The organism is Lysobacter sp. 1R34A, assembly GCF_051217035.1.
Classification (GTDB): domain Bacteria; phylum Pseudomonadota; class Gammaproteobacteria; order Xanthomonadales; family Xanthomonadaceae; genus Lysobacter.
In genome coordinates this window covers 1-19,312 of record NZ_JBPKJP010000080.1, presented here as the reverse complement: position 1 = coordinate 19,312, position 19,312 = coordinate 1, and the positions used below count along the sequence as shown (strand labels likewise).

Below are 19,312 nucleotides of genomic sequence, written 5' to 3'. Positions count from 1 at the left end.
CCGAACGGGGCGATGCCGCCGCCGGGCCTGCTTCCGGCCTGAGCCCGGGCCGCGACGCCCGGATCGCCGCCAGCCCTCGACCGCCCGGCGGAAGCGGGCCACGGCAGACAGGCCGCGTGCCTGACGCCGCTCTCTCTCTCTACTCATCGAGCCTCGTGGCGCGTCCGGCCGAATGCCGGTCGCCGACGCGGGGCCTCCGGATCGCTCCGACCGCGCTCCGGTGCTCATGGAGTCCTGCTCATGTCTCGCGCATCGTTTCGGCTGACCTCGGGGAGGCGCGCATGAGCGCCTCGTCTTCCTCCGCCACCCTGCGTACGCCGCTGATCGAGATGCTGATCGGCGCCTCGGTGATCAGCAGTTCGGCGGTGTTCGTCAAATGGGTCGAGATCGGCCCGGCCGCCTCGGCGTTCTGGCGCATGGCCCTGGCCGGGGTGATCCTGCTGGCGCTGCTCGGCCAGCCCTGGCGGCGCGGCCGCATGCGCCATTGGCGCCCGGACGCGCGCACCCTGGGCCTGGTGATGCTCGGCGCAGCCTTCCTCGCGCTGGACCTGTGGCTCTGGCACCGCAGCATCCTGTATGTCGGGGTCGGCTTGGCGACTTTGCTCGCCAACTTCCAGGTCTTCGTCCTCGCCGGTGTCGGCGCCCTGGTGTTCGGCGAACGCGCCGGCTGGCGCTTGTGGGTGGGCCTGCTGATGGGCCTGGTCGGCCTGGGCCTGTTGCTCGCGCCGGGCTGGGAAAGCGTCGACGCGCGTTTCCGTCTCGGCGTGATCTACGGCCTCGGCACGGCGCTGGCCTACGGCGTGTTCCTGCTCGCCTTCCGTGCCGCGCAGGCGCGGCGCCGGCAGACCCCGAACGAGGCCCTGCAGTGGTGGCTGTGCCTCGGCAGCGCGGCGATGCTCGGCGTGTCGGTGCCGTTCGGCGGCGAAAACCTGATCCCCGCCAGCGCCCACGACTGGACGATCCTGTTCGCCTACGCCGCGATCGCCCAGGTGCTGGGCTGGCTGGTGATCGGCCGCGCCATGCCGCAACTGCCGGCCGGCATCGTCGGCCTGTGCCTGCTGCTGCAACCCTTGCTGGCCTACGTCTGGGATGTGCTGCTGTTCCACAAGCACCTGGGCGGCATGGAGTTGCTCGGCATCGGCCTGTCCCTGGCCGGGATCTTCCTCGGCCTGTTGCGCGGGGACCAACCGATGTTTTCGGTGCGTCGCGGCGACGCCGCCTGAACCGCGCTTTCCTCATCCTCCTGTCTGCGGCAAGGTAAGCGCATGAACGAACCCCTGAAGAACGACTCCCTGAAAAGCATCGATGCGCTGATCCGCGCGGTCGCCGATTTCCCCAAGCCGGGGGTGACCTTTCGCGACATCACCCCGTTGCTGGCCGACGCCGGCGGTTTCGCGCGCTGCATAGACGCCCTGGCCGAGCCCTGGCAGGGCAGCGGCGTTCAGGCCGTATGCGGCATCGAGTCGCGCGGTTTCATCTTCGGCGCCGCCCTGGCGCAGAAGCTGCACGCCGGCTTCGTACCCGTGCGCAAGCCGGGCAAGCTGCCGCCGCCGTTGATCGCGGTCGAATACGAACTGGAATACGGCCGCGACCAGTTGCAGGTACGCAGCGATGCCTTGAAGCCCGGCGAACGCACCTTGCTGGTGGACGACGTCCTGGCTACCGGCGGCACCCTGGCGGCCGCGCGCGAACTGGTCGAGCGGCTGGATGCGGTGCTGGTCGGCGCGAGCGTGTTGATCGAACTCGACGCCCTGCGCGGCCGCGAACGCTGGTCGGGCGATGCGCCGGTGCATGCGTTGTTGCATTACTGAGGGTTGGGGGGGGCGCGGCTCGCGTTGCGATGGCGCATGTTTTCAGGCGGGTGGCGAGGCGACCGGGAGCCTGCGCGGTCGCGACTTGCGTCGCTCCTACCCTGATGGGCTGGCGTCGGCATCGGCGCGAGATTGAGGCGTCGTGGTCGCGACTTACGTCGCTCCTACATAGGCCTGACGCTTGCAACGCAATGCCGTGAGTCCATCCCCTGTAGGAGCGACGTAAGTCGCGACCGCGGAACGCGCAGAGGCGACGTGGCCGTCATCGTTCGTAGAAGCGGGGGCACTCTCGAAGGGTAGGAGCGGCGCAAGCCGCGACCACGGGACATGTAGAGGCCGCAATGCCTTCGTGATCGATCGAAGGGATAATTTTTCGCGGGGTAGGAGCGGCGCGAGCCGCGACCGCGCCGTTGCGGGCTCGCGGCGCATACTTCGTGGAAGATCAACATCAACATCAAGATCAAGATCAAACCCAAAGCTTCCGCCACTAAAGCGACGGGTTACTTTCTTTTGTCTAAAGCAACAAAAGAAAGGTAACCAAAGAAGTTGCTTTTCTTTGAGTCAAGGGCCCGCACGAGCGATGCCGACGCGGGGCTCTACATACGGGACATCCCTGTCCCGATGAAAAACGGCCCGCATCCCTGCGGGCCGCCCTCCGGGTCTTCGATTGCCTTCGCTAGTGCGCGGCGGCGCACGGCCAAAGCCAAGGCCAAATCCAAGGCCAAGGCCGAAAGCAAAACCGGGGTGGGCGGGGTGATGCCGGGCGCTGCCAACTCGAAGCCAACCCACCCGCTTGAATCCCGGCCCCGATCCCCACATCTCAACCGCACGGCGTCCTTCGACGCAAACGGAGACAAGACGATGGCCGGTTCCTCCATTCCTGGCGTGGGCGCGTTCAAGCAGCGCATGCCGCAACGTGAAGATGCGTTGCCCGGGCGCGGTACGCCGCTGCCGCTGGACAATGTCCATCATGTGCTGGGGCGGCCGTTGCGCGACGGGTTCGAGGGGCTGGCGCGGGTCCAGTTCGGAATGGGCTGTTTCTGGGGCGCCGAACGCAAGTTCTGGTCGCTGCCGGGTGTATTCACGACGGCGGTCGGGTATTCGGGCGGTTACACCCCCAATCCGAGTTATCGCGAGGTCTGCAGCGGTCAGACCGGGCACACCGAAGCGGTGTTGGTGGTCTACGACCCCAAGCTGATCGCGTTCGAGGATCTGCTCCGGGTGTTCTGGGAGAGCCACGACCCGACCCAGGGCATGCGCCAGGGCAACGACGAAGGCACGCAATACCGGTCGGCGCTGTACTGCGAGACCGAGAGCCAGTACCAGGCCGCCCTGGCCAGTCGCGATGCCTTCCAGGCGAAGTTGCGCGAGGCCGGGTACGGCGAGATCACCACCGAGATCGTGCACCCGGCGCCGACGTTCTATTACGCCGAGAACGAGCACCAGCAATATCTGTCGAAGAATCCGATGGGCTATTGCGGCCTCGGCGGCACCGGAGTGAGTTGCCCGATCGGCGTGGCCGTCTGAGCAGGGCGGATCCTGGCAGGCCCGATCCAGGCAGGCCCGATCCAGGCAAGTCCGATCCAGGCAAGTCCGATCCAGGCAAGTCCGATACGGCGCACTTCGGTGCGCCGTTTCTTTTGGCCGACGGCGGCGGTTACCGGCCGAGGGCCTCGGCCAAGGGCGTTTGCGCCAGACCCGCAGGCCAAAGGACGCTCGTGTCGCTGCGAAGATAACGGCCCGTCGGCCGGCACGGGCGCCGGCGGTCGGTCGGCCTGCATCCGTAGATCGGCGGGCCTCGGTCAGTAGGCCTGGATCGAGCAGGCATAGACCAGCTCGCAGGCGCCCTTGCCGCTGTCGGTGCGGCTCATCGAGCTGTCCCAGCGCAGGCCCTGCTCGTTCTCGACCCGCACCAGCCAGCCGTCGACGCGCACGCGCTGGTCCTTGCGCACGCGCTTGAGCGCACGGGCGACTTCGGCGCTGGCCGGAATGATGTGCAGGTTGCCGACCGAGCGTTGCATCTCGTCGACCGGAATCGGCGGCTTGCCGTAGTAGCGATAGGTCAGGAAACGCACTTCCTGGGTGATGTCGAGTTGCGACAGGACCTTGTCCTCGCGCATCCGCCCCCAGCCGATCGCCAGGTCGGTCGGCGAGAACTCGGCCTCGCGCCCCATCCGGTAGTCGCGTCGCGACAGCACCCGGCCGTCGATGCTGAAGCCGGCCAGCGGCGTCGCCGCGCCCGGTTCGAGCCGGAACGGCCGCAGCGAAGCGGGCACCGGGGTCTGCAGGGGTTCGGCCCCGTCGGCCACGCGCGGCGGCATCGGGCAGTCGATGCTCGCGCCGTCCGCCGGGGCGGGGAAGTGCAACGGACGCGGCGACACCGGCGAGTACCACCAGCCGATCGCGCTCAAAATCAGGCAACACACGACCCAGGCGCGTGGGCTCATCGCGTGTCCCGGGCCGGCTTGCGCGCGCCGTGCCCGTTGCCGCGCGGCGGTTGCAGCAACGAAGCCGGCAACTTGCGCAGTTCCTCGGCCAACTGCAGCAGGAAGTCCGACATCGCCGAACTGCGCCGCCACAGCATGCCGATCTGCCGGTGCGGCGGGTCGCCGGCGAAGCGCAGCAGGTGGATGTCGGGCGACTGCGGCACCGGCGGCTGTACCGCGAGCATCGGCAGCAAGGTGATGCCGACCCCGGCGGCGACCATCTGCCGCAGGGTCTCCAGGCTGGTGGCGCGAAAGCCGTCGCGCTCGTCGGCGCCGGACATGCGGCAGACGTCGAGCGCCTGGTCGCGCAGGCAATGGCCTTCTTCGAGCAGCAGCAGGTGCTGGTCGTCGAGATCGTGCAGTTCGAGGGTGTCGCGCCCGGCCATCGGGTGCTGTTGCGGCACCGCCAGCAGGAAGGGCTCGTCGAACAGCGGTTCGACGTGCAACTGGTCGTCGTGGATCGGCAGCGCCAGCAGGCCGGCGTCGAGGCGGCCGTCGCGCAGCCGGGCCAGGATCTGGTCGGTCTTTTCCTCGACCAACAGCAATTCCAGGCGCGGGAAACGCTTGCGCAGCCCCGGCACCACATGCGGCAGCAGGTAAGGGCCGAGGGTGGGGAACAGCCCCAGCCGCACCGTGCCGGCCTCCGGGTCCTGGCTGCGTCGGGCGATCTCGCTCATCTGCTCGACGTCGGCGATGACTTTGCGCGCGCGCTCGGCGATGTCGCGCCCGACCGGGGTCAGCATGACCCGGCGCGGCGCGCGCTCGACCAGCGACACGCCGAGTTCCTCCTCGAGCTTCTTGATCTGGGTCGAAAGCGTGGGCTGGCTCACGAAGCTTGCGGCGGCGGCGCGGCCAAAATGCTTGTGATCGGCCAAGGCGACCAGATATTTGAGATCACGCAGGTTCATCGATAGCCGCCAATTGACATAGACTATCGCCATAATAGGAACAATTCATTTCAGTAATCAATTGCTGGGGTGCAACATACGACCCCTGAGTTGTTCCTCGGCAACAACCCCTCTTCATCCCTCCCATCCCTTCAAGGAGTCATCCGAATGCTTTCGATCGGCGAAAAGTTCCCGAAATTCAAGGTCAAGGCCACCGTCGGTATCGAAAACCTCGACACCGCGTTCGCCGACATCGACAACGACACCTACAAGGGCAAGTGGCTGCTGGTGTTCTTCTACCCGAAGGACTTCACCTTCGTCTGCCCGACCGAGATCAAGGGCTTCGGCGACCTGAACCAGCAGTTCCTCGACCGGGACTGCCAGGTGCTGGCCGCCTCGACCGACAGCGAGTTCGTGCATCTGGCATGGCGCAAGGACCACAAGGACCTACGCGACCTGCCGTTCCCCATGCTCGCCGACATCAAGAAGGACCTGACCTCGGCCCTCGGCATCCTCTCTGAAGACGGCGTCGCCCAGCGCGCCACCTTCCTGGTCGATCCGGAAGGCGTCATCCGTTTCGTCTACGTCACCGACGGTTCGGTCGGCCGCAACCCGCAGGAAGTCCTGCGCGTGCTGGACGCCCTGCAGACCGACGAGCTGTGCCCGTGCAACTGGACCCAGGGCGAGAGCACCCTCAAGGTCGCCTGATCCGTTCGGATCGCACGACCCGGGAGTGATTCCCCGCGGAGCCGGATTCCGTGACCCGGCTCCCCTCTGGTTTTGCCTGCGCTGTCGGCCCGCCGCCAGCGCAGTTTTCAAAGTAGTCCCGCATGCGGGCCGGCCTCGCCGGTCCTCCCTCCCTCCCGTGCGGGATGCCCGCAGTCGGGGTTCGCCCCGACTGTTCCTATTCGCTCCATCCCGTTCGTGTCGTTTCCCAGCCAGCCGTGCGCGATGCGCATGCCCGCCAGGCGATGGCGCGTGCCCGGTCCCCGCGACCGCCGTCCCGTGCCGCCGCGACCCGACGATCCCCCGCCGATTCCAGGAGTTCTCCGATGAGCCTTTCCGATCTTCGCAACTCGCTTCCCGATTACGCCAAGGACCTCAAGCTCAACCTCGACAGCGTGCTCAGCGACGCCGGTTCGCCGGGCCTGGACGGCAAGCAGATCCGCGCCATCGCCCTGGCTTCGGCGATCGCCTCGCGCCACAAGCCGCTGGCCGCCGCGATCGAGGCCTTCGCCGCCGAGCAGTTGTCGCCGGAAGAAATCAACGGCGCCAAGGCCGCGGCCGCGGTGATGGCGATGAACAACATCTACTACCGCGCCACCCATCTCATCCAGAACGAAGAGTACGGCCAGCTGCGCGCCGGCCTGCGCATGAACGTCATGGCCAATCCGGGCATCGACAAGATGACCTTCGAGCTGGCTTCGCTGGCGGTGTCGGCGATCAACGGTTGCGGCGCGTGCATGGATTCGCACGAGAAGGTCGTGCGCAAGCACGAGATCAGCGCGCAGGGCGTGCAGAGTTCGCTGAAGATCGGCGCGGTGGTGCATGCGGTGGCGGTGACCTTGGAGCAGATGTGATCGGTTGATACGATCGATCAGTTCGATGTTGCTTCGAAATCGCCGGCGAATGCCGGCGATTTCGTTTGTGGGGCAGGTCGTGTTGCTTCTGCGTGTTGCTTGGTCGCGGCTCACGCCGCTCCTGCAGGGGGGATTCGCCACATCGCGTTGGGCCTCGTGCGGGCTCGCTCTGTAGGAGCGACGTGAGTCGCGACCGCGGGACGCGCAGATACAACGATGCCAACGGCATTCATCAAAGCGGCGTGCTTTCGCACGGTAGGAGCGGCGCAAGCCGCGACCGCCATGTCCGAATCTCGCGCCGTCTCCGGGTCCGTCCCTGTAGGAGCGACGTGAGTCGCGACTGCGACCTCTCACCTCGCGCCGATGCCGGCCGCGGCCCGTCAGGATAGAAGCGGCGCAAGCCGCGACATCGTTGCTCTATCTCGCGGTGTCTCGACCAGAAAGATGCTGATCAAGATCAAACCCAAAGCTTCCGCCACTAAAGCGGCGGGTTACTTTCTTTTGTCTGAAGCAACAAAAGAAAGCTAACCAAAGAAAAGTGCTTTTCCTTGAATCAAGGGCCCGCGTGTTCGATGCCGACGCGGGGCTCTACATACGGGACATCCCTGTCCCGATGAAAAACGGCGCGCATCCCTGCGCGCCGCCCTTTGGGTCTTCTACTGCCTTCGCTAGCGCGCAGCCACGCGCAGCTACGGCAACGGCAACCGTCGCCGGTTTCGCGGTCGCTCTCAACGCACCTCGAACTCATAGATCCGCGTCGCCGGGTCGCCGTTCTGGGTCGGGGTGCCGATATTGAGCTTGATGTAGCGGGCCGAGGTGGCGCTGATCGAATGGGTCGAGGTGCTGGCGGTGTTGGCGCTTACCGTGACCGGGGTGCTCCAGGTGCTGGCGTTCGTCGAGGTCTGGATGGTGAAGGCCTTGGTGTTCCAGGCGGTGGATTCGCCGCCGGCGCCGGCGTGCTTGACGACGAAACTGCTGACGGTCTGCGTCGAACCCAGGTCGACCTGCAGCCAGGACGACGCCGCCAGCGAGCAGAATTTGTCGGTGTTGCCGCCGGAGGTGCTGCCGTTGACCGCCTTGGCCGGGCCTTCGCTGCTGTTGCAGGCGGTCGAGCCGGTCGCGGGCTTGTTGAGGGCCAGGTTGACGTTGCCGCTGCCGACCGAGACGGTCTGGGTCTTGGTATGGGTCGCGCCGCCGTTGTCGGTGACGGTCAGAGTGACGGTGTAGTTGCCGGCGCTGGCGTAGGTACGGCTCGGGTTGGTCGCGGTCGAGGTCGAGCCGTCGCCGAAGTTCCAACTGCGCGAGGCGATGCTGCCGTCGCTGTCGCTCGAGGAATCGCTGAAGTTCGCGGTCAGGCCGTTGATGCTGACGCCGAAATTCGCCACCGGCGCGGTGTTGCCGCTGACCGCGTTGTTGATCGCGGCGGCGTACTGCGCGGTCGTGCCCTGGGCCCAGCACTTCTGAATGTCGTCGTACAGCCACAGGAAGCCGCCGCTGATGCCGGCGCTGGTCTTCCAGCCGGCCATGCGGGTCTGCACCTGCGCCGGACTGTCGCCGGCGGTGCAGCCGGTGCCGTGCTTGGTCCACAGGCCGGGCATGACGGTCATGCCCATCGCCGTGTTCCAGCTCGCCGGATCGTTGCCGGCGCCGCCGTCGTAGACCTGCAGGTAGATGCGATCGACCGAGGCGCCGAGATTGTCTTTGACCCCGCGCCAGAAGCTGGTGTTGGTGTACGGCGCGAAGGTGATCTTGTAGCCGAGCCCGACCAGCATCTGGCCGAACTTGGTGGTGTCGGCGACGTTGTAATGGCTTTCGTCGTCGAAGTTGACCGCGTCGGCGCCGGTGGCGGTCTTCAGCGCCTGGAAGTTGCGGTAAAGGATGCTGGTGCTGCCGGTGCCGCAGACGATCGTGGTGCCGCAGCCGGCGGCGGTGCCGTTGGCCAGGTTGGCCATGCGCTCGAAGTCGGGCACGCCCCAGGCGCCGATCGAGACCTCGACCCGCTTGACCGAAGTCGGCGCGGTCTTCAGCGAGGCCAGCCGCGCCGGCCAGTCGGCGTCCGCGCCGGTGTAAGCGCCGTTCTTGACGATCGGAATGTCGTTGTAGACCAGGTCGCCGTTGGCTTCGATGTGGATGCTCCACAGGAACACCGTGGTGAAGCCGGAGTTGCGCAGGTCGTTGATCACGGTCTGGCCGCCGGAATAGAACGGGCCGCCGCCGAAGATCGCCGACTCGGCGGCGTGCGAAGCCGGTGCGACGGCGGTCACGGCGAGCGTCATCAGCGCCGGTGCGATCAAGGCAGGCAGCGCGCGCTTGGGCCGCCGGGCCTCGGCACCGGTGGAGTGGGGGCGATTCGGAAGGTGCTGGTTCGACTTCGGCATGGAACGATCCCCTGCAGTGGACGTCACGGCGTGACGCGGTGGCATCGATGCGCGTGGCTGGCGACGGCGAGCGATGGGCTCTTACCGCGACGACGCGCTCCCTGTCGCCGATGAGCGGCGACGCGCGACATTGAGAGCGGCAAAATCGGCGTGTCAATATTTGGATCGATTTAAATAAGGGTAAAAACGTTTAAATGCGGCTTGGCCAGGATTTTTCCCCGCTCAATCAAGGCGCTTGGCGTGGTGGCCGAAGATCGCGAAACCGGGACGCACCGCGCGCTGCGGCGTCCGAGCGCGCTGCGCCGCAACAGGGTTTCGCGCGGCGCCGCGGCAGGGGACGTAGATCGACGCGAGTGCGAGTGTGCTTGCGAGGACGTTCGCCGAGCGATGTGCGGCGGGGCGGGCGATACAGCATCGCGTTCGACAACCGGGTACGCAGACCCGCGCATCCGCGGCCGGCTCGCGTAGGATGCGGCGATGACTTCCCCCTCCGACCCGCACCGCGACAGTGGCGCCGAACGCGTCGATGCCGCCTTATGCCGGGCGCGCGCGCTGATCGGCCGCGGCGAGGCCGAGATGTTGCTCGCGCATGCGCTGGGCCGACCGCGCAGCTGGCTGTTCGCCCACGACGATCATGTGATGGATGCGGTGGCCGCGCAGGGCTATCGGCGCCTGGTGGAGCGCCGTGTCGCCGGCGAACCGGTGGCTTATCTGCTCGGCCAGCGCGGCTTCTGGCGTTTCGACTTGGCGGTGACGCCGGCGACGCTGATCCCGCGTCCGGAGACCGAACGCCTGGTCGAACTGGCTCTGGCGCGCCTGCCCGAAGACCGCGACCTCGCGGTGGCCGACCTCGGCACCGGCAGCGGTGCGATCGCCCTGGCGCTGGCCTTCGAGCGTCCGCGTGCGCGAGTGATCGCGGTCGACTTCAGCGCGGATGCGCTCGAGGTCGCGCGCGCCAACGCCGCCTCGCTGCGATTGAATAATGTCGAATGCCGCCATGGCGACTGGTTCGCGCCGTTGGCGGGCGAACGCTTCGATCTGATCGCGAGCAACCCGCCGTACATCGAGGACGGCGACATCCATCTGCAGCAGGGCGACCTGCGTCACGAGCCGCTGACCGCGCTGGCTTCCGGCGCCGACGGGCTCGATGCGATCCGCGTGATCGCCAGCGAAGCGCCGGCGCATCTGCGGCCGGGCGGCTGGCTGTTGATCGAACACGGCTGGGAGCAGGGCGCGGCGGTGCGCGCCTTGTTGACCGCGGCCGGCCTGGGCGATGCGGTCACCGAACGCGACCTGGAAGATCGCGACCGCGTCAGCCTGGCGCGCAAGCCCGGCGGCTGACTCGGCGCCTGCGACCGGCGTCGCCGACGCCCGATCGGGTCACGCCATCGCGGCCGGGTGCCGTTAGACTTCCCGCATCCCGACTGCGAGGCCTGCGATGCGCACGCTCTATCCCGAGATCGAACCCTTCGACACCGGCACGATCCAGGTCGACGACCGCCACACCCTGTACTACGAACAGTGCGGCAATCCCGACGGCAAGCCGGTGGTGCTGCTGCACGGCGGCCCCGGCGCGGGTTGCAGCCCGAAGATGCGCCGTTTCCACGACCCGGCCAAGTACCGCATCGTCCTGTTCGATCAGCGCGGCAGCGGCCGTTCGACCCCGCACGCCGATCTGGTCGACAACGGCACCTGGGAGCTCGTCGCCGACATCGAGAAACTGCGCGCCAAGCTCGGCATCGACCGCTGGCAGGTGTTCGGCGGCTCCTGGGGCTCGACGCTGGCGCTGGCCTATGCCGAAACCCATCCGCAGCGCGTGACCGAACTGGTCCTGCGCGGCATCTTCATGCTGCGCCGCTGGGAGCTGGAGTGGTTCTACCAGGAAGGCGCCTCGCGTCTGTTCCCGGATGCGTGGGAGCATTACGTCAATGCGATCCCGCCGGTCGAGCGCCACGACCTGATCAGCGCCTTCCATCGCCGCCTGACCAGCGAAGACGAGAAGACCCGTCTCGACGCCGCGCGCGCCTGGAGCGTATGGGAAGGCGCGACCAGCTTCCTGCACGTCGACGACGATTTCGTCAGCGGCCACGAAGATGCGAAGTTCGCGCTCGCCTTCGCCCGCATCGAGAACCATTACTTCGTCAACGGCGGCTTCTTCGAAGTCGAAGACCAGTTGCTGCGCGACGCGCACAAGATCGCCGACATTCCGGGCGTGATCGTGCATGGCCGCTACGACGTGGTCTGCCCGGTGCAGAACGCCTGGGAACTGAAGAAAGCCTGGCCGAAAGCCGAGCTGACGATCACCCCGGCGTCGGGGCATTCGGCGTTCGAGGACGAGAACGTGGACGCCTTGGTGCAGGCGACGGATCGGTTCGCCTGATCGCGTTTCGCCGACGGAGCAGCATCCGTACCGGCCCTTGCACCTACCCAAGAGCGGCTGCGAACCGGCAACGGTTGCTTTGCTTTGCCTTTGCCGTAAGCAGCTTGGCGCTCGCGAAGGCAACAGAAGACCCAAAGGGCGGCCCGCAGGGATGCGGGCCGTTTTTCATCGGGACAGGGAGGTCCCGTATGAAAAATCACCGCGGAAGCACCGCGCGTGCGGGCTGGTGATTCAAAACAAAGCATTTTTCTTTGGTTACCTTTCTTTTGTTGCTTTGGACAAAAGAAAGTAACCCGCCGCTTTAGTGGCGGAAGCTTTGGGTTTGATCTTGATCTTGATCGATTAGACGAAAGAGGCGCTGCAAGACCGTAACGACGCAGTCGCGGCTTGCGCCGCTCCTACCCTGGCGCGAGCACGCCGCCTCGGCGAACGGCGACGGCCCCGTCATCTCTGCGCGTCGCGGTCGCGACTCACGTCGCTCCTACAGGAGCACACCCGAAGACGAGGCGACATTGGGACATGGCGGTCGCGGCTTGCGCCGCTCCTCCCTGGCGCGAGCACGCCGCCTCGGCGAACGGCGACGGCCCCGTCATCTGTGCGCGTCGCGGTCGCGACTCACGTCGCTCCTACAGGGGCACACCCGAAGACGACGCGACATCGAGATATGGCGGTCGCGGCTTGCGCCGCTCCTACCCTGGCGAAAGCCCACTGCTTCGATCGAGGGCGACGGCTCGGTTTTCCCTGCGCGGCCGCAGTCGCGACTCACGTCGCTTCTGCAAAGGCAGGTCCCTGCATCAGCAACGTCTCGTCGAAACCACGCAACCGTCGTCGCTACGCCGCCGCCCCCTCAGGCGCCCCGTCAGGCGGCGCTGCCGTCCGGGTTGCGGTCGATCATCCACAGGCCCGCCCAGAGCTTCAGGTCGAGCTCGAAGCCTTCGGCCTGCTTGCGCATCAGCCAGGCCGGGGCCTCGGCGCGCGGGACTTCGTGGACCAGGATGTCTTCGCCGTCGATGCCGCCGCCGTCGCCGACCTTGCGCAGGCCGGTGGCGCGGACGAAGGCGATGCGTTCGCTGCTCATGCCGGCCGAGGTCGGGCCGGTCAACAGCACTTCGACGCGGGCCGGTTCCCAGCCGGTTTCCTCGACCAGCTCGCGGCTGGCGGCCGATTCGAGGGTGTCGTGGGCGTGGTCGTCGCCCACCAGGCCGGCCGGCATTTCGATGGTGCGCGCGGCCAGCGGGACGCGGTACTGCTCGACGAACAGGATCCGGTCCTCCGGCGTCACCGCGACGATGATCACCGCCATGCCCTTGCCATGGGTGCGTTCGGCGTACTCCCAGTGGCCGCGGCGCATCATCCGCAGCCATTGCCCGTCGTACAGGGTCTCGACGCGTTCGGCGTCGTGCCCGTGGTCGTGTCGGTCGGAGTGTCCGTGGTCGGCCGGCGTCATTGCGTTCCTCGCGTCATGGCATCGCAGTGTTGTTGCAAGACTGCGATGCTACGACGGAACCTGTGACGTCGCGAAGTCCAGCCCCACCACTTCGTGCAGGCGACGGCGGGTCATCGGCCCGAACCGCAGGCGATCGCACAGTTCCAGCAGGCCGGCGCCGTCGGCCTGGCCGCGCACGAAGTGGCCGCTGCTGTCGCCGAGCGGGGCGTCGAGCGCGATCGTCGCCAGTTGGCGGCACAGCAGCGCCTGGGCGTGGTGTTCGCGCAGCCGTGCGGCCGCGCTGGCGGCGCCGCGCACGCGCAGGAACGGCACTTCTTCGACCCGCGCGAGCAAGGCGTCGAGGGTATCGAAATGGCCGAGCAGGGCCGCCGCGGTCTTGGCGCCGATGCCGGGCACGCCGGGGATGTTGTCGACCGCATCGCCGGTCAGGGCCAGGTAGTCGGCGATCTGGCGCGCGAGCACGCCATGCCGCGCCGGCACGCCTTCGGCGGTCCAGCGCTGGCCGCGGGCGAAGTCCCACTGCTCGTCGTGGCCGTCGAGCAGTTGCGACAGGTCCTTGTCGGCCGAGACGATCACGCCGCGGTAGCCGTGCGTTCGCATGGTCGCCAGTGCGCTGCCGATCAAGTCGTCGGCTTCGTACTCGACATGGGCCAGCACCGACAGGCCCAGCGCGCTGCACAAGGCCTTGCAGTGGCCGAACTGGCGGCGCAGCGCTTCCGGCGCCGGATCGCGGTTGGCCTTGTAGGCCGGATACAGGGCGTTGCGGAAGCACGAGTCCAGGGCTTCGTCGAAGGCGATCGCGATGTGGCGCGGGCGCTCGCGTTCGATCAGCTCGAGCAGGAAACGGGCGAAACCGTGTACGGCGTTGGTCGGCCAGCCTTCGGCGTCCTGGAACTCGTCCGGGATCGAATGCCAGGCGCGAAACACGTACAGGCTGGCGTCGACCAGATAAAGCGGAGTGCGCGGCCCGATAGTCATGGCGTCATTCAAGCATGCGGCGCTCAGGTCGGCGACCAGATCTGGGTCAGATCGGCCGGGTCCGGACGGTCGCGCTCGGGCGCTTCGAGCTTGGGCGTGCCGATATGGATGAAGCCGGCGATGCGTTCCTCGGCGGCCAGGCCCAGCCAGCGCTGGACCTGCTCGTCGTAGGCCGGCCAGCCGGTCAGCCACACCGCGCCGAAGCCGAAGGCCTGCGCAGCCTGCAGCAGGGCGAAGCAGACGCAGCCGGCGGTCAGGGTGCGCTCGAACTCCGGGATTTTTTCGTCCGGGCCCAGCTTGGCGATCACCGCGACGATTATCGGCGCGTGAGAAAAGCGTGTGCGATCTTTCTCCACGGCACCGGCGCCGGCCTCGGGAAACAGTTCGATGCCGCGCGCGGCGACCCGTTCGCCGAGCACATGGCGGTCGTCGCCGCGCAGGACCAGGAAGCGGAACGGCACGCGCTTGCCGTGGTCCGGCACGCGCACGGCCGACTGCAACATACGCTGAAGCGTCGATTCGTCCGGTCCGGGGGCCGAAAGTTGCTTGGCCGGTACCGAACGTCGGTTATCGAGCGCGCGCAGCAAGTCGAGATCATTGGGTTGCATGGAAGACAAATTGACTCCTGTCACAAAAATGAACGGCAATGCATTAATGGACGCATCTTGGCACTATCCTGCAGAGGCAGTCGGAAACCGACGCGCCTGCGTCAAGCATCCAGGGGAACTTCGCTAGTGTCCGGTCATTTGCACGGCGTCGCTCAGACCACGCGCACCGACCCGTCGCGCGTGCTCGAAGAAATCAAACGACAGACGCTCGAGCAACTCGGGGGGCTGCCGGGCACCCTGTACGCACCGATCGAAGAAGCCCTGAAGGCCGAATCGCTGAAAGGCGACGGCCGTAATCACCAATACGAAGACCAGGCCGCATTGTGGGTCCTGCGCCAGCAGCAGGCCAGTCATGTCATGGCGTTTCGGCAGCAGGTCGGGCTCGGTTTCGAGGCCTTCCGCTCCCCGGCCTCGGCGGTCGGCGGGCTCGGCGGTTCGCCGCTGCAACTGGTCGGCGAACAGCAACTGGCCTTCGACCTCGACGGCGAACGCCTGACCGAAGCGCTGGAACAGCGTTATCTGCGGCCGCTGGAGATGCTGCAGGGCCGGCTCAAGATGCTGTCGGCCTCGATCGGCTCTCCGACCGGCATCAACCCGTTCGGTCCCTACCGGCTGGTCAAGGCCTTCATCTCGGTCTACGCCGAAACCCAGGTCACCGAAAGCCTGCGCGTCCGCCTGTTCCGCGAATACGAACACGAGCTCGCGCGGTTGCTCGGCGACCTCTACGGCCGCATCAACAATTTGCTGGCGACCGCGGGCTACGGCGTCGGTCACGGCAGCATGGCGCCCGGCGCGCCGGTACGCGCGGCCGAAGACCGGCGCGAGCGCAATACGCTCGACGACGTATTCGACACCGTGCCTCATCGCGAGTCCTCGACGCCCATGCACGATTACAACGCCGCGACGGGCGGCTACGGCGGCGAAAGCCATGCCGGCCACCCGGGCGCGGCGCGTTCGAACAATTACGGCGGCGGCCACGATCCGTCGCAGCCGGTCTCGCAGGCCGACGTCGCGGCGATGGCCAACGAACTGGCCGAGCTGCGCTCGCAGCTGCACGCCTGGCGCGAAGGCCTGGTCAAGGCCGGCGGGTTGCCGCCGGGGCACATGCCGCAGCGTTCGATGGCGCCGCGGCGCGAGCTGCGCGTCGAAGAGGTCGTCGGCATGGCCTCGCTGCTGCAACCCGAGCCGCCGGATGCCTATGCGCGCGCGTTGGCGGTGTCCGGACGCCTGGGCGAGACCATCCGCGACCAGCTCTACGACGGCGCGCGCCGGCTCGGCTTCAATCCGGACCAGACCTGCTTCAGCGCCGAGGAGGACGATGCGATCGACCTGGTCGCGCTGTTGTTCGACTCGCTGTTCCGCAACCACGCCCTGCAGGACCGCGCGCGCCGCGTCTATGCGCGCCTGGTCATGCCCTACGTCAAGGTCGCGCTGACCGACAACGAAGTGTTCGTCAAGCGCGAACACCCCGCGCGGCGCCTGCTCGACGCGATCACCGAAGCCTGCGAAGGCAACGACGGCGAGACGCCGCAGGACCGCGACCTGCTCGAGCGCGCCTCCTCGATCTCGCAGCGCATCGTTTCGGACTACAACGAAGACCTCGCGGTGTTCGAGCTGGCCCATGCCGAACTCGACGCCCTGCTGGCGCAGCATCGGCGCCGCATCGAATTGCAGGAACAGCGCGCGGCCAAGGCCACCTACGGCCGCGAGCGTCTGGGCGCGGCGCGCGGCCAGGCCGACGCGGCGGTGCGCGAGCGCATCGGCGAAGCGCGCCTGACCCAGGCGGTCGCCGATTTTCTCGCCACGCCCTGGCGCCATCACATGGTGCAGGTGCTGTTGCGCGAGAACGAAGATCCCAAACGCCGCGCGCAGGCGCTGGCGCTCGGCGACGCCCTGGTCATGGCCGATCGCCTCGCCGCCGAGAACCGGGGCCGCGAACTGGCCGACCAGTTGCTCGCGTTGCAGCCGATCATCGTGCAGTGCCTGGCGAGTTCCGGCCTCGACGACAGCGCCGCCCAGCACGGCATGGCCGGCCTGGTGCGCGCGCTGGTCACGCCGGATATCGAACGCGCCAAGCATCCCTTGCCGACGACGGCCGAGGTCGAGGAAGACGTCGCCGAGGAGCGCCGCCTGTATCTCGCCGCCGGCACCACCTCGGCCAATCACGATCCCCTGCTGGCCGAACGCATGCGCCAGCTCGAACCCGGCGACTGGCTGCGGCTGACCAACACCCAGGGCGAGACGATCGCGGTCAAGGTCGCCTGGAGCAGTCCGCTGACCTCGCGTTTTCTGCTGGTCAACCGCCGCGGCGTACGCGCGCTGGTCGCCTCGGCCGAAGAGCTGGCGACGCTGGCCTCGGCCGGCCGCCTCGTGGTCGGCGCCGAACGCACTGCATTCGACGAAGCCATGCGCCAGGTGCGCCGGCATCTGGACCGGGTGATCTGAGTCCGGCCCCGCGCCTGCCAGGATTTCACCTCGACCCCGACCCCGACCCGCCGCCAGGCGGGTTTTGCATTCAGGCCGGCCGAGCACATTCGATCGGGGCGTTCGATCGGGGCAATGGATTCCGGGCATGGTGGCGATGCCGGAGGCATCGAGATCGCACGGCCGCCGGTCATTCCGCTACGATGCGGCGAACGGGGCACGGAGCGAAGCATGTCGGGCATCACGATTGGCGTTGCGAGCGAGACGGCGGCCGGAGAGAAGCGCGTGGCGCTGACGCCGGAGACCTGCAAGAAACTGATCGCCCGAGGTGCGCGCGTGCGCATCGAGCGCGGTGCCGGGCGTGCCGCCAGTTTCACCGACGAGGCCTATGTCCAGGCCGGTGCGGAACTGGCCGACGATGCCGCCGCGGCGCTCGGCCAGGCCGATGTGGTGCTGTGCGTGCAATCGCCCGATCCCGCCCGCCTGGGCGCCTTGCGCGAAGGCGCGGCGCTGGTCGGCCTGCTCGCGCCGCAGGCCGATGCCGCGCGCGGCGAGGCCATCGTCGCCAACCGCCTGCAAGCGTTTCCGCTCGAACGGCTGCCGCGCACGACCCGCGCGCAGGCCATGGACGTGCTCAGCTCGCAGGCCGGCATGGCCGGCTACAAGGCGGTGTTGATCGCCGGCCAGCTGGCGCCGCGCTTCTTCCCGATGCTGACCACCGCGGCCGGCACGATCCGGCCCTCCAAGGTGCTGATCGTCGGCGCCGGCGTCGCCGGACTGCAGGCGATCGCCACCGCCAAGCGCCTCGGCGCGCAGGTCGAAGGCTTCGACGTGCGCCCGGAAACGCGCGAGCAGATCGAATCGCTGGGCGGCAAGTTCCTCGACCTGGGCGTCAGCGCCGCGGGCGAGGGCGGTTATGCGCGCCAGCTCACCGAGGAAGAGCGCGCCGAGCAGCAGCGCCGGCTCGGCGAGCATCTCAAGAACATCGACGTGATCGTCTGCACCGCCGCGGTGCCGGGGCGTCCCGCGCCGAAGATCGTGACCGCGGCGATGATCGCCGGCATGAAGCCGGGCAGCGTGCTGGTCGACCTGGCCGCCGAAACCGGCGGCAACTGCGAACTCACCCGGCCGGGCGAAACCATCGACGTCGAAGGCGTGATCGTCGCCGGCCCGCTGAACCTCGCCAGCAGCGGCGCGGTCCATGCCAGCGAGATGTATGCGCGCAACGTGTTCAATTTCGTCAGCCTGTTCGTCAACGACGGGGCGGTGAACTACGACTGGAACGACGAATTGCTGGCGAAGACCGTGTGGCCGGAACGGCCGGCGGTGGCGGCGGCCGCGACGGCGTAAGCAGTCGATGGCTTGAGTCGTTAGCGATCGCTCCCTGTAGGAGCGAGGCGAGTCGCGACAACGGACGCGCAGAGATAACAAAGCCACCGTGATTCATCGAAGCGGCGTACGCGCGCCGGGATAGGAGCGGCGCAAGCCGCGACCGCGGACGGGCAGAGGTACCAAGGCCCAGCCATTCGTCGAAGCGACAGACTTTCGCCACGGTAGGAGCGGCGCAAGCCGCGACCACGAGTCGGCGGCCGCCGGCGCGGGCGACTGGGGCACGCGGTCGCGGCTTGCCGCTCTTACCCGCGATATTTCGGGGCTTCGATCAGTGACGTTGGCGCTGCGGTGTCTGCGCATCCAGTGGTCGCGGCTTACGCCGCTCCTACAGGCGGCGGCGGGACCACAAGAGCGACAACGCGCAGCCTAACGCCACCGCGCAACCCGGCCCCGCCCCGAATGCCTCAATCGCGCGGCGGGTGCGGCCTATCCGGTTTCGGCGGCGCCGGGTTGGCCAGCGCCCAGGCGCGACGTTGCTCCGGGGTCATGGCTCGCCATTTGGCCATCAGGGCGCGCCGGCCTTCGTCGTCGAGGCCGCGCATCTTGGCGTACAGCGCGCGCATCTGGCCGCGGTCCTCCGGGCTCATGTGCTCCCAGCGCTTCATGCCGCGACGCGCGTTCTGGCGCTCGTCGGGGGTCATCTGCTGCCAGCGGCGGGCGTGTTCGAGCATGCGCTGGCGCTCGTCGGGCGAGTTGTTCCAACGATCGCGCATCGGCGCGATCAGTTGCTCGCGCTGGGCCTGGCTCAATTGCTCCCAGGCCGGCAACGGCGCACCGCTGCGGGCGGCGGCCGGCGGTTCGCCGGCGAAGGCCGGTGCGGCGGCGAGCAGGGCCAGAGCGGTCCTTGATAACGGCAACATGGGGGCGTCCTAATGAGCGAGCTCGGATTGAGCTGAGGCCACGTTAGGCGCGCGTCGCCGCATGCGAATCTGGAAGAAGTC

General features: G+C 67.8%; 16 protein-coding genes. 9 read left to right on the top strand and 7 right to left on the bottom strand.

Going from position 1 to position 19,312, the window contains the following annotated elements:
- Nucleotides 1–281 precede the first annotated feature (281 nt).
- The 3 genes from ACSAMQ_RS15805 to msrA all read left to right on the top strand — a co-directional run bounded on the left by ACSAMQ_RS15805 (nt 282) and on the right by msrA (nt 3,338).
- A complete protein-coding gene (locus tag ACSAMQ_RS15805) occupies nt 282–1,223 on the top strand; it encodes a DMT family transporter (protein WP_435396564.1) in 942 nt (313 codons plus the stop codon).
- A gap of 42 nt (nt 1,224–1,265) precedes the next feature.
- Nucleotides 1,266–1,811 (top strand): adenine phosphoribosyltransferase, encoded by a 546-nt coding sequence (locus ACSAMQ_RS15800; protein ID WP_435396563.1) that lies wholly within the window; start codon nt 1,266–1,268, stop codon nt 1,809–1,811.
- An 861-nt stretch (nt 1,812–2,672) separates the two neighbouring features.
- Nucleotides 2,673–3,338 (top strand): peptide-methionine (S)-S-oxide reductase MsrA, encoded by a 666-nt coding sequence (gene msrA / locus ACSAMQ_RS15795; RefSeq protein WP_435396562.1) that lies wholly within the window; start codon nt 2,673–2,675, stop codon nt 3,336–3,338.
- A gap of 275 nt (nt 3,339–3,613) precedes the next feature.
- Here the strand turns inward: msrA and ACSAMQ_RS15790 are convergent, their stop codons facing one another.
- Together ACSAMQ_RS15790 and ACSAMQ_RS15785 are read right to left on the bottom strand one after the other, a co-directional pair.
- On the bottom strand, nt 3,614–4,258 hold the full coding sequence (locus ACSAMQ_RS15790; protein ID WP_435396561.1) for a hypothetical protein: 645 nt from the start codon (nt 4,256–4,258) through the stop codon (nt 3,614–3,616).
- Entirely contained in the window at nt 4,255–5,205 is a 951-nt protein-coding gene (locus ACSAMQ_RS15785; protein WP_435396560.1) for a LysR substrate-binding domain-containing protein, read from the bottom strand. The genes ACSAMQ_RS15790 and ACSAMQ_RS15785 overlap by 4 nt, the downstream gene beginning before the upstream one ends.
- A 147-nt stretch (nt 5,206–5,352) precedes the next feature.
- Here ACSAMQ_RS15785 and ACSAMQ_RS15780 point away from each other — a divergent pair, with 147 nt between their 5' ends.
- Nucleotides 5,353–5,892: a peroxiredoxin gene (locus ACSAMQ_RS15780; RefSeq protein WP_435396559.1), complete on the top strand. Its 540-nt coding sequence runs from the start codon at nt 5,353–5,355 to the stop codon at nt 5,890–5,892.
- 344 nt (nt 5,893–6,236) lie between these two features.
- Complete coding sequence (locus ACSAMQ_RS15775) at nt 6,237–6,764, top strand: carboxymuconolactone decarboxylase family protein (protein ID WP_435396558.1); 528 nt, start codon at nt 6,237–6,239, stop codon at nt 6,762–6,764.
- A 728-nt stretch (nt 6,765–7,492) separates the two neighbouring features.
- Here ACSAMQ_RS15775 and ACSAMQ_RS15770 read toward each other — a convergent pair.
- Entirely contained in the window at nt 7,493–9,142 is a 1,650-nt protein-coding gene (locus tag ACSAMQ_RS15770; RefSeq protein WP_435396557.1) for a PKD domain-containing protein, read from the bottom strand.
- A 477-nt stretch (nt 9,143–9,619) separates the two neighbouring features.
- On the opposite strand from ACSAMQ_RS15770, the gene prmC reads away from it, so the two are divergent.
- Together prmC and pip are read left to right on the top strand one after the other, a co-directional pair.
- Nucleotides 9,620–10,483, top strand: a complete 864-nt coding sequence (prmC, locus tag ACSAMQ_RS15765; protein ID WP_435396556.1) for a peptide chain release factor N(5)-glutamine methyltransferase — start codon at nt 9,620–9,622, stop codon at nt 10,481–10,483.
- 97 nt (nt 10,484–10,580) lie between these two features.
- Nucleotides 10,581–11,522: a prolyl aminopeptidase gene (pip, locus tag ACSAMQ_RS15760; RefSeq protein WP_435396555.1), complete on the top strand. Its 942-nt coding sequence runs from the start codon at nt 10,581–10,583 to the stop codon at nt 11,520–11,522.
- A gap of 859 nt (nt 11,523–12,381) precedes the next feature.
- On the opposite strand, the gene ACSAMQ_RS15755 is transcribed toward pip, so the two are convergent.
- The 3 genes from ACSAMQ_RS15755 to ACSAMQ_RS15745 all read right to left on the bottom strand — a co-directional run bounded on the left by ACSAMQ_RS15755 (nt 12,382) and on the right by ACSAMQ_RS15745 (nt 14,555).
- On the bottom strand, nt 12,382–12,876 hold the full coding sequence (locus ACSAMQ_RS15755) for an NUDIX hydrolase (protein WP_435396565.1): 495 nt from the start codon (nt 12,874–12,876) through the stop codon (nt 12,382–12,384).
- A 141-nt stretch (nt 12,877–13,017) separates the two neighbouring features.
- Nucleotides 13,018–13,947, bottom strand: coding sequence for a 5'-3' exonuclease (locus tag ACSAMQ_RS15750; protein ID WP_435396554.1), 930 nt, complete (start codon nt 13,945–13,947; stop codon nt 13,018–13,020).
- Between the two features lie 23 nt (nt 13,948–13,970).
- The gene (locus tag ACSAMQ_RS15745) at nt 13,971–14,555 is read right to left on the bottom strand and encodes a nitroreductase family protein (RefSeq protein WP_435396553.1); all 585 of its coding nucleotides are present in this window, start codon (nt 14,553–14,555) and stop codon (nt 13,971–13,973) included.
- A 126-nt stretch (nt 14,556–14,681) separates the two neighbouring features.
- Between ACSAMQ_RS15745 and ACSAMQ_RS15740 the strand changes: the two genes are divergently transcribed.
- Both ACSAMQ_RS15740 and ACSAMQ_RS15735 read left to right on the top strand, forming a co-directional pair.
- A complete protein-coding gene (locus ACSAMQ_RS15740; protein WP_435396552.1) occupies nt 14,682–17,000 on the top strand; it encodes a DUF1631 family protein in 2,319 nt (772 codons plus the stop codon).
- Nucleotides 17,001–17,210: 210 nt separating this feature from the next.
- Nucleotides 17,211–18,329 carry an NAD(P) transhydrogenase subunit alpha gene (locus ACSAMQ_RS15735; protein ID WP_435396551.1) on the top strand — a complete coding sequence of 373 codons (1,119 nt, stop codon included), beginning with the start codon at nt 17,211–17,213 and terminating at the stop codon, nt 18,327–18,329.
- A 446-nt stretch (nt 18,330–18,775) separates the two neighbouring features.
- On the opposite strand, the gene ACSAMQ_RS15730 is transcribed toward ACSAMQ_RS15735, so the two are convergent.
- The gene (locus ACSAMQ_RS15730; RefSeq protein WP_435396550.1) at nt 18,776–19,231 is read right to left on the bottom strand and encodes a DUF3106 domain-containing protein; all 456 of its coding nucleotides are present in this window, start codon (nt 19,229–19,231) and stop codon (nt 18,776–18,778) included.
- Nucleotides 19,232–19,312: the final 81 nt, after the last annotated feature.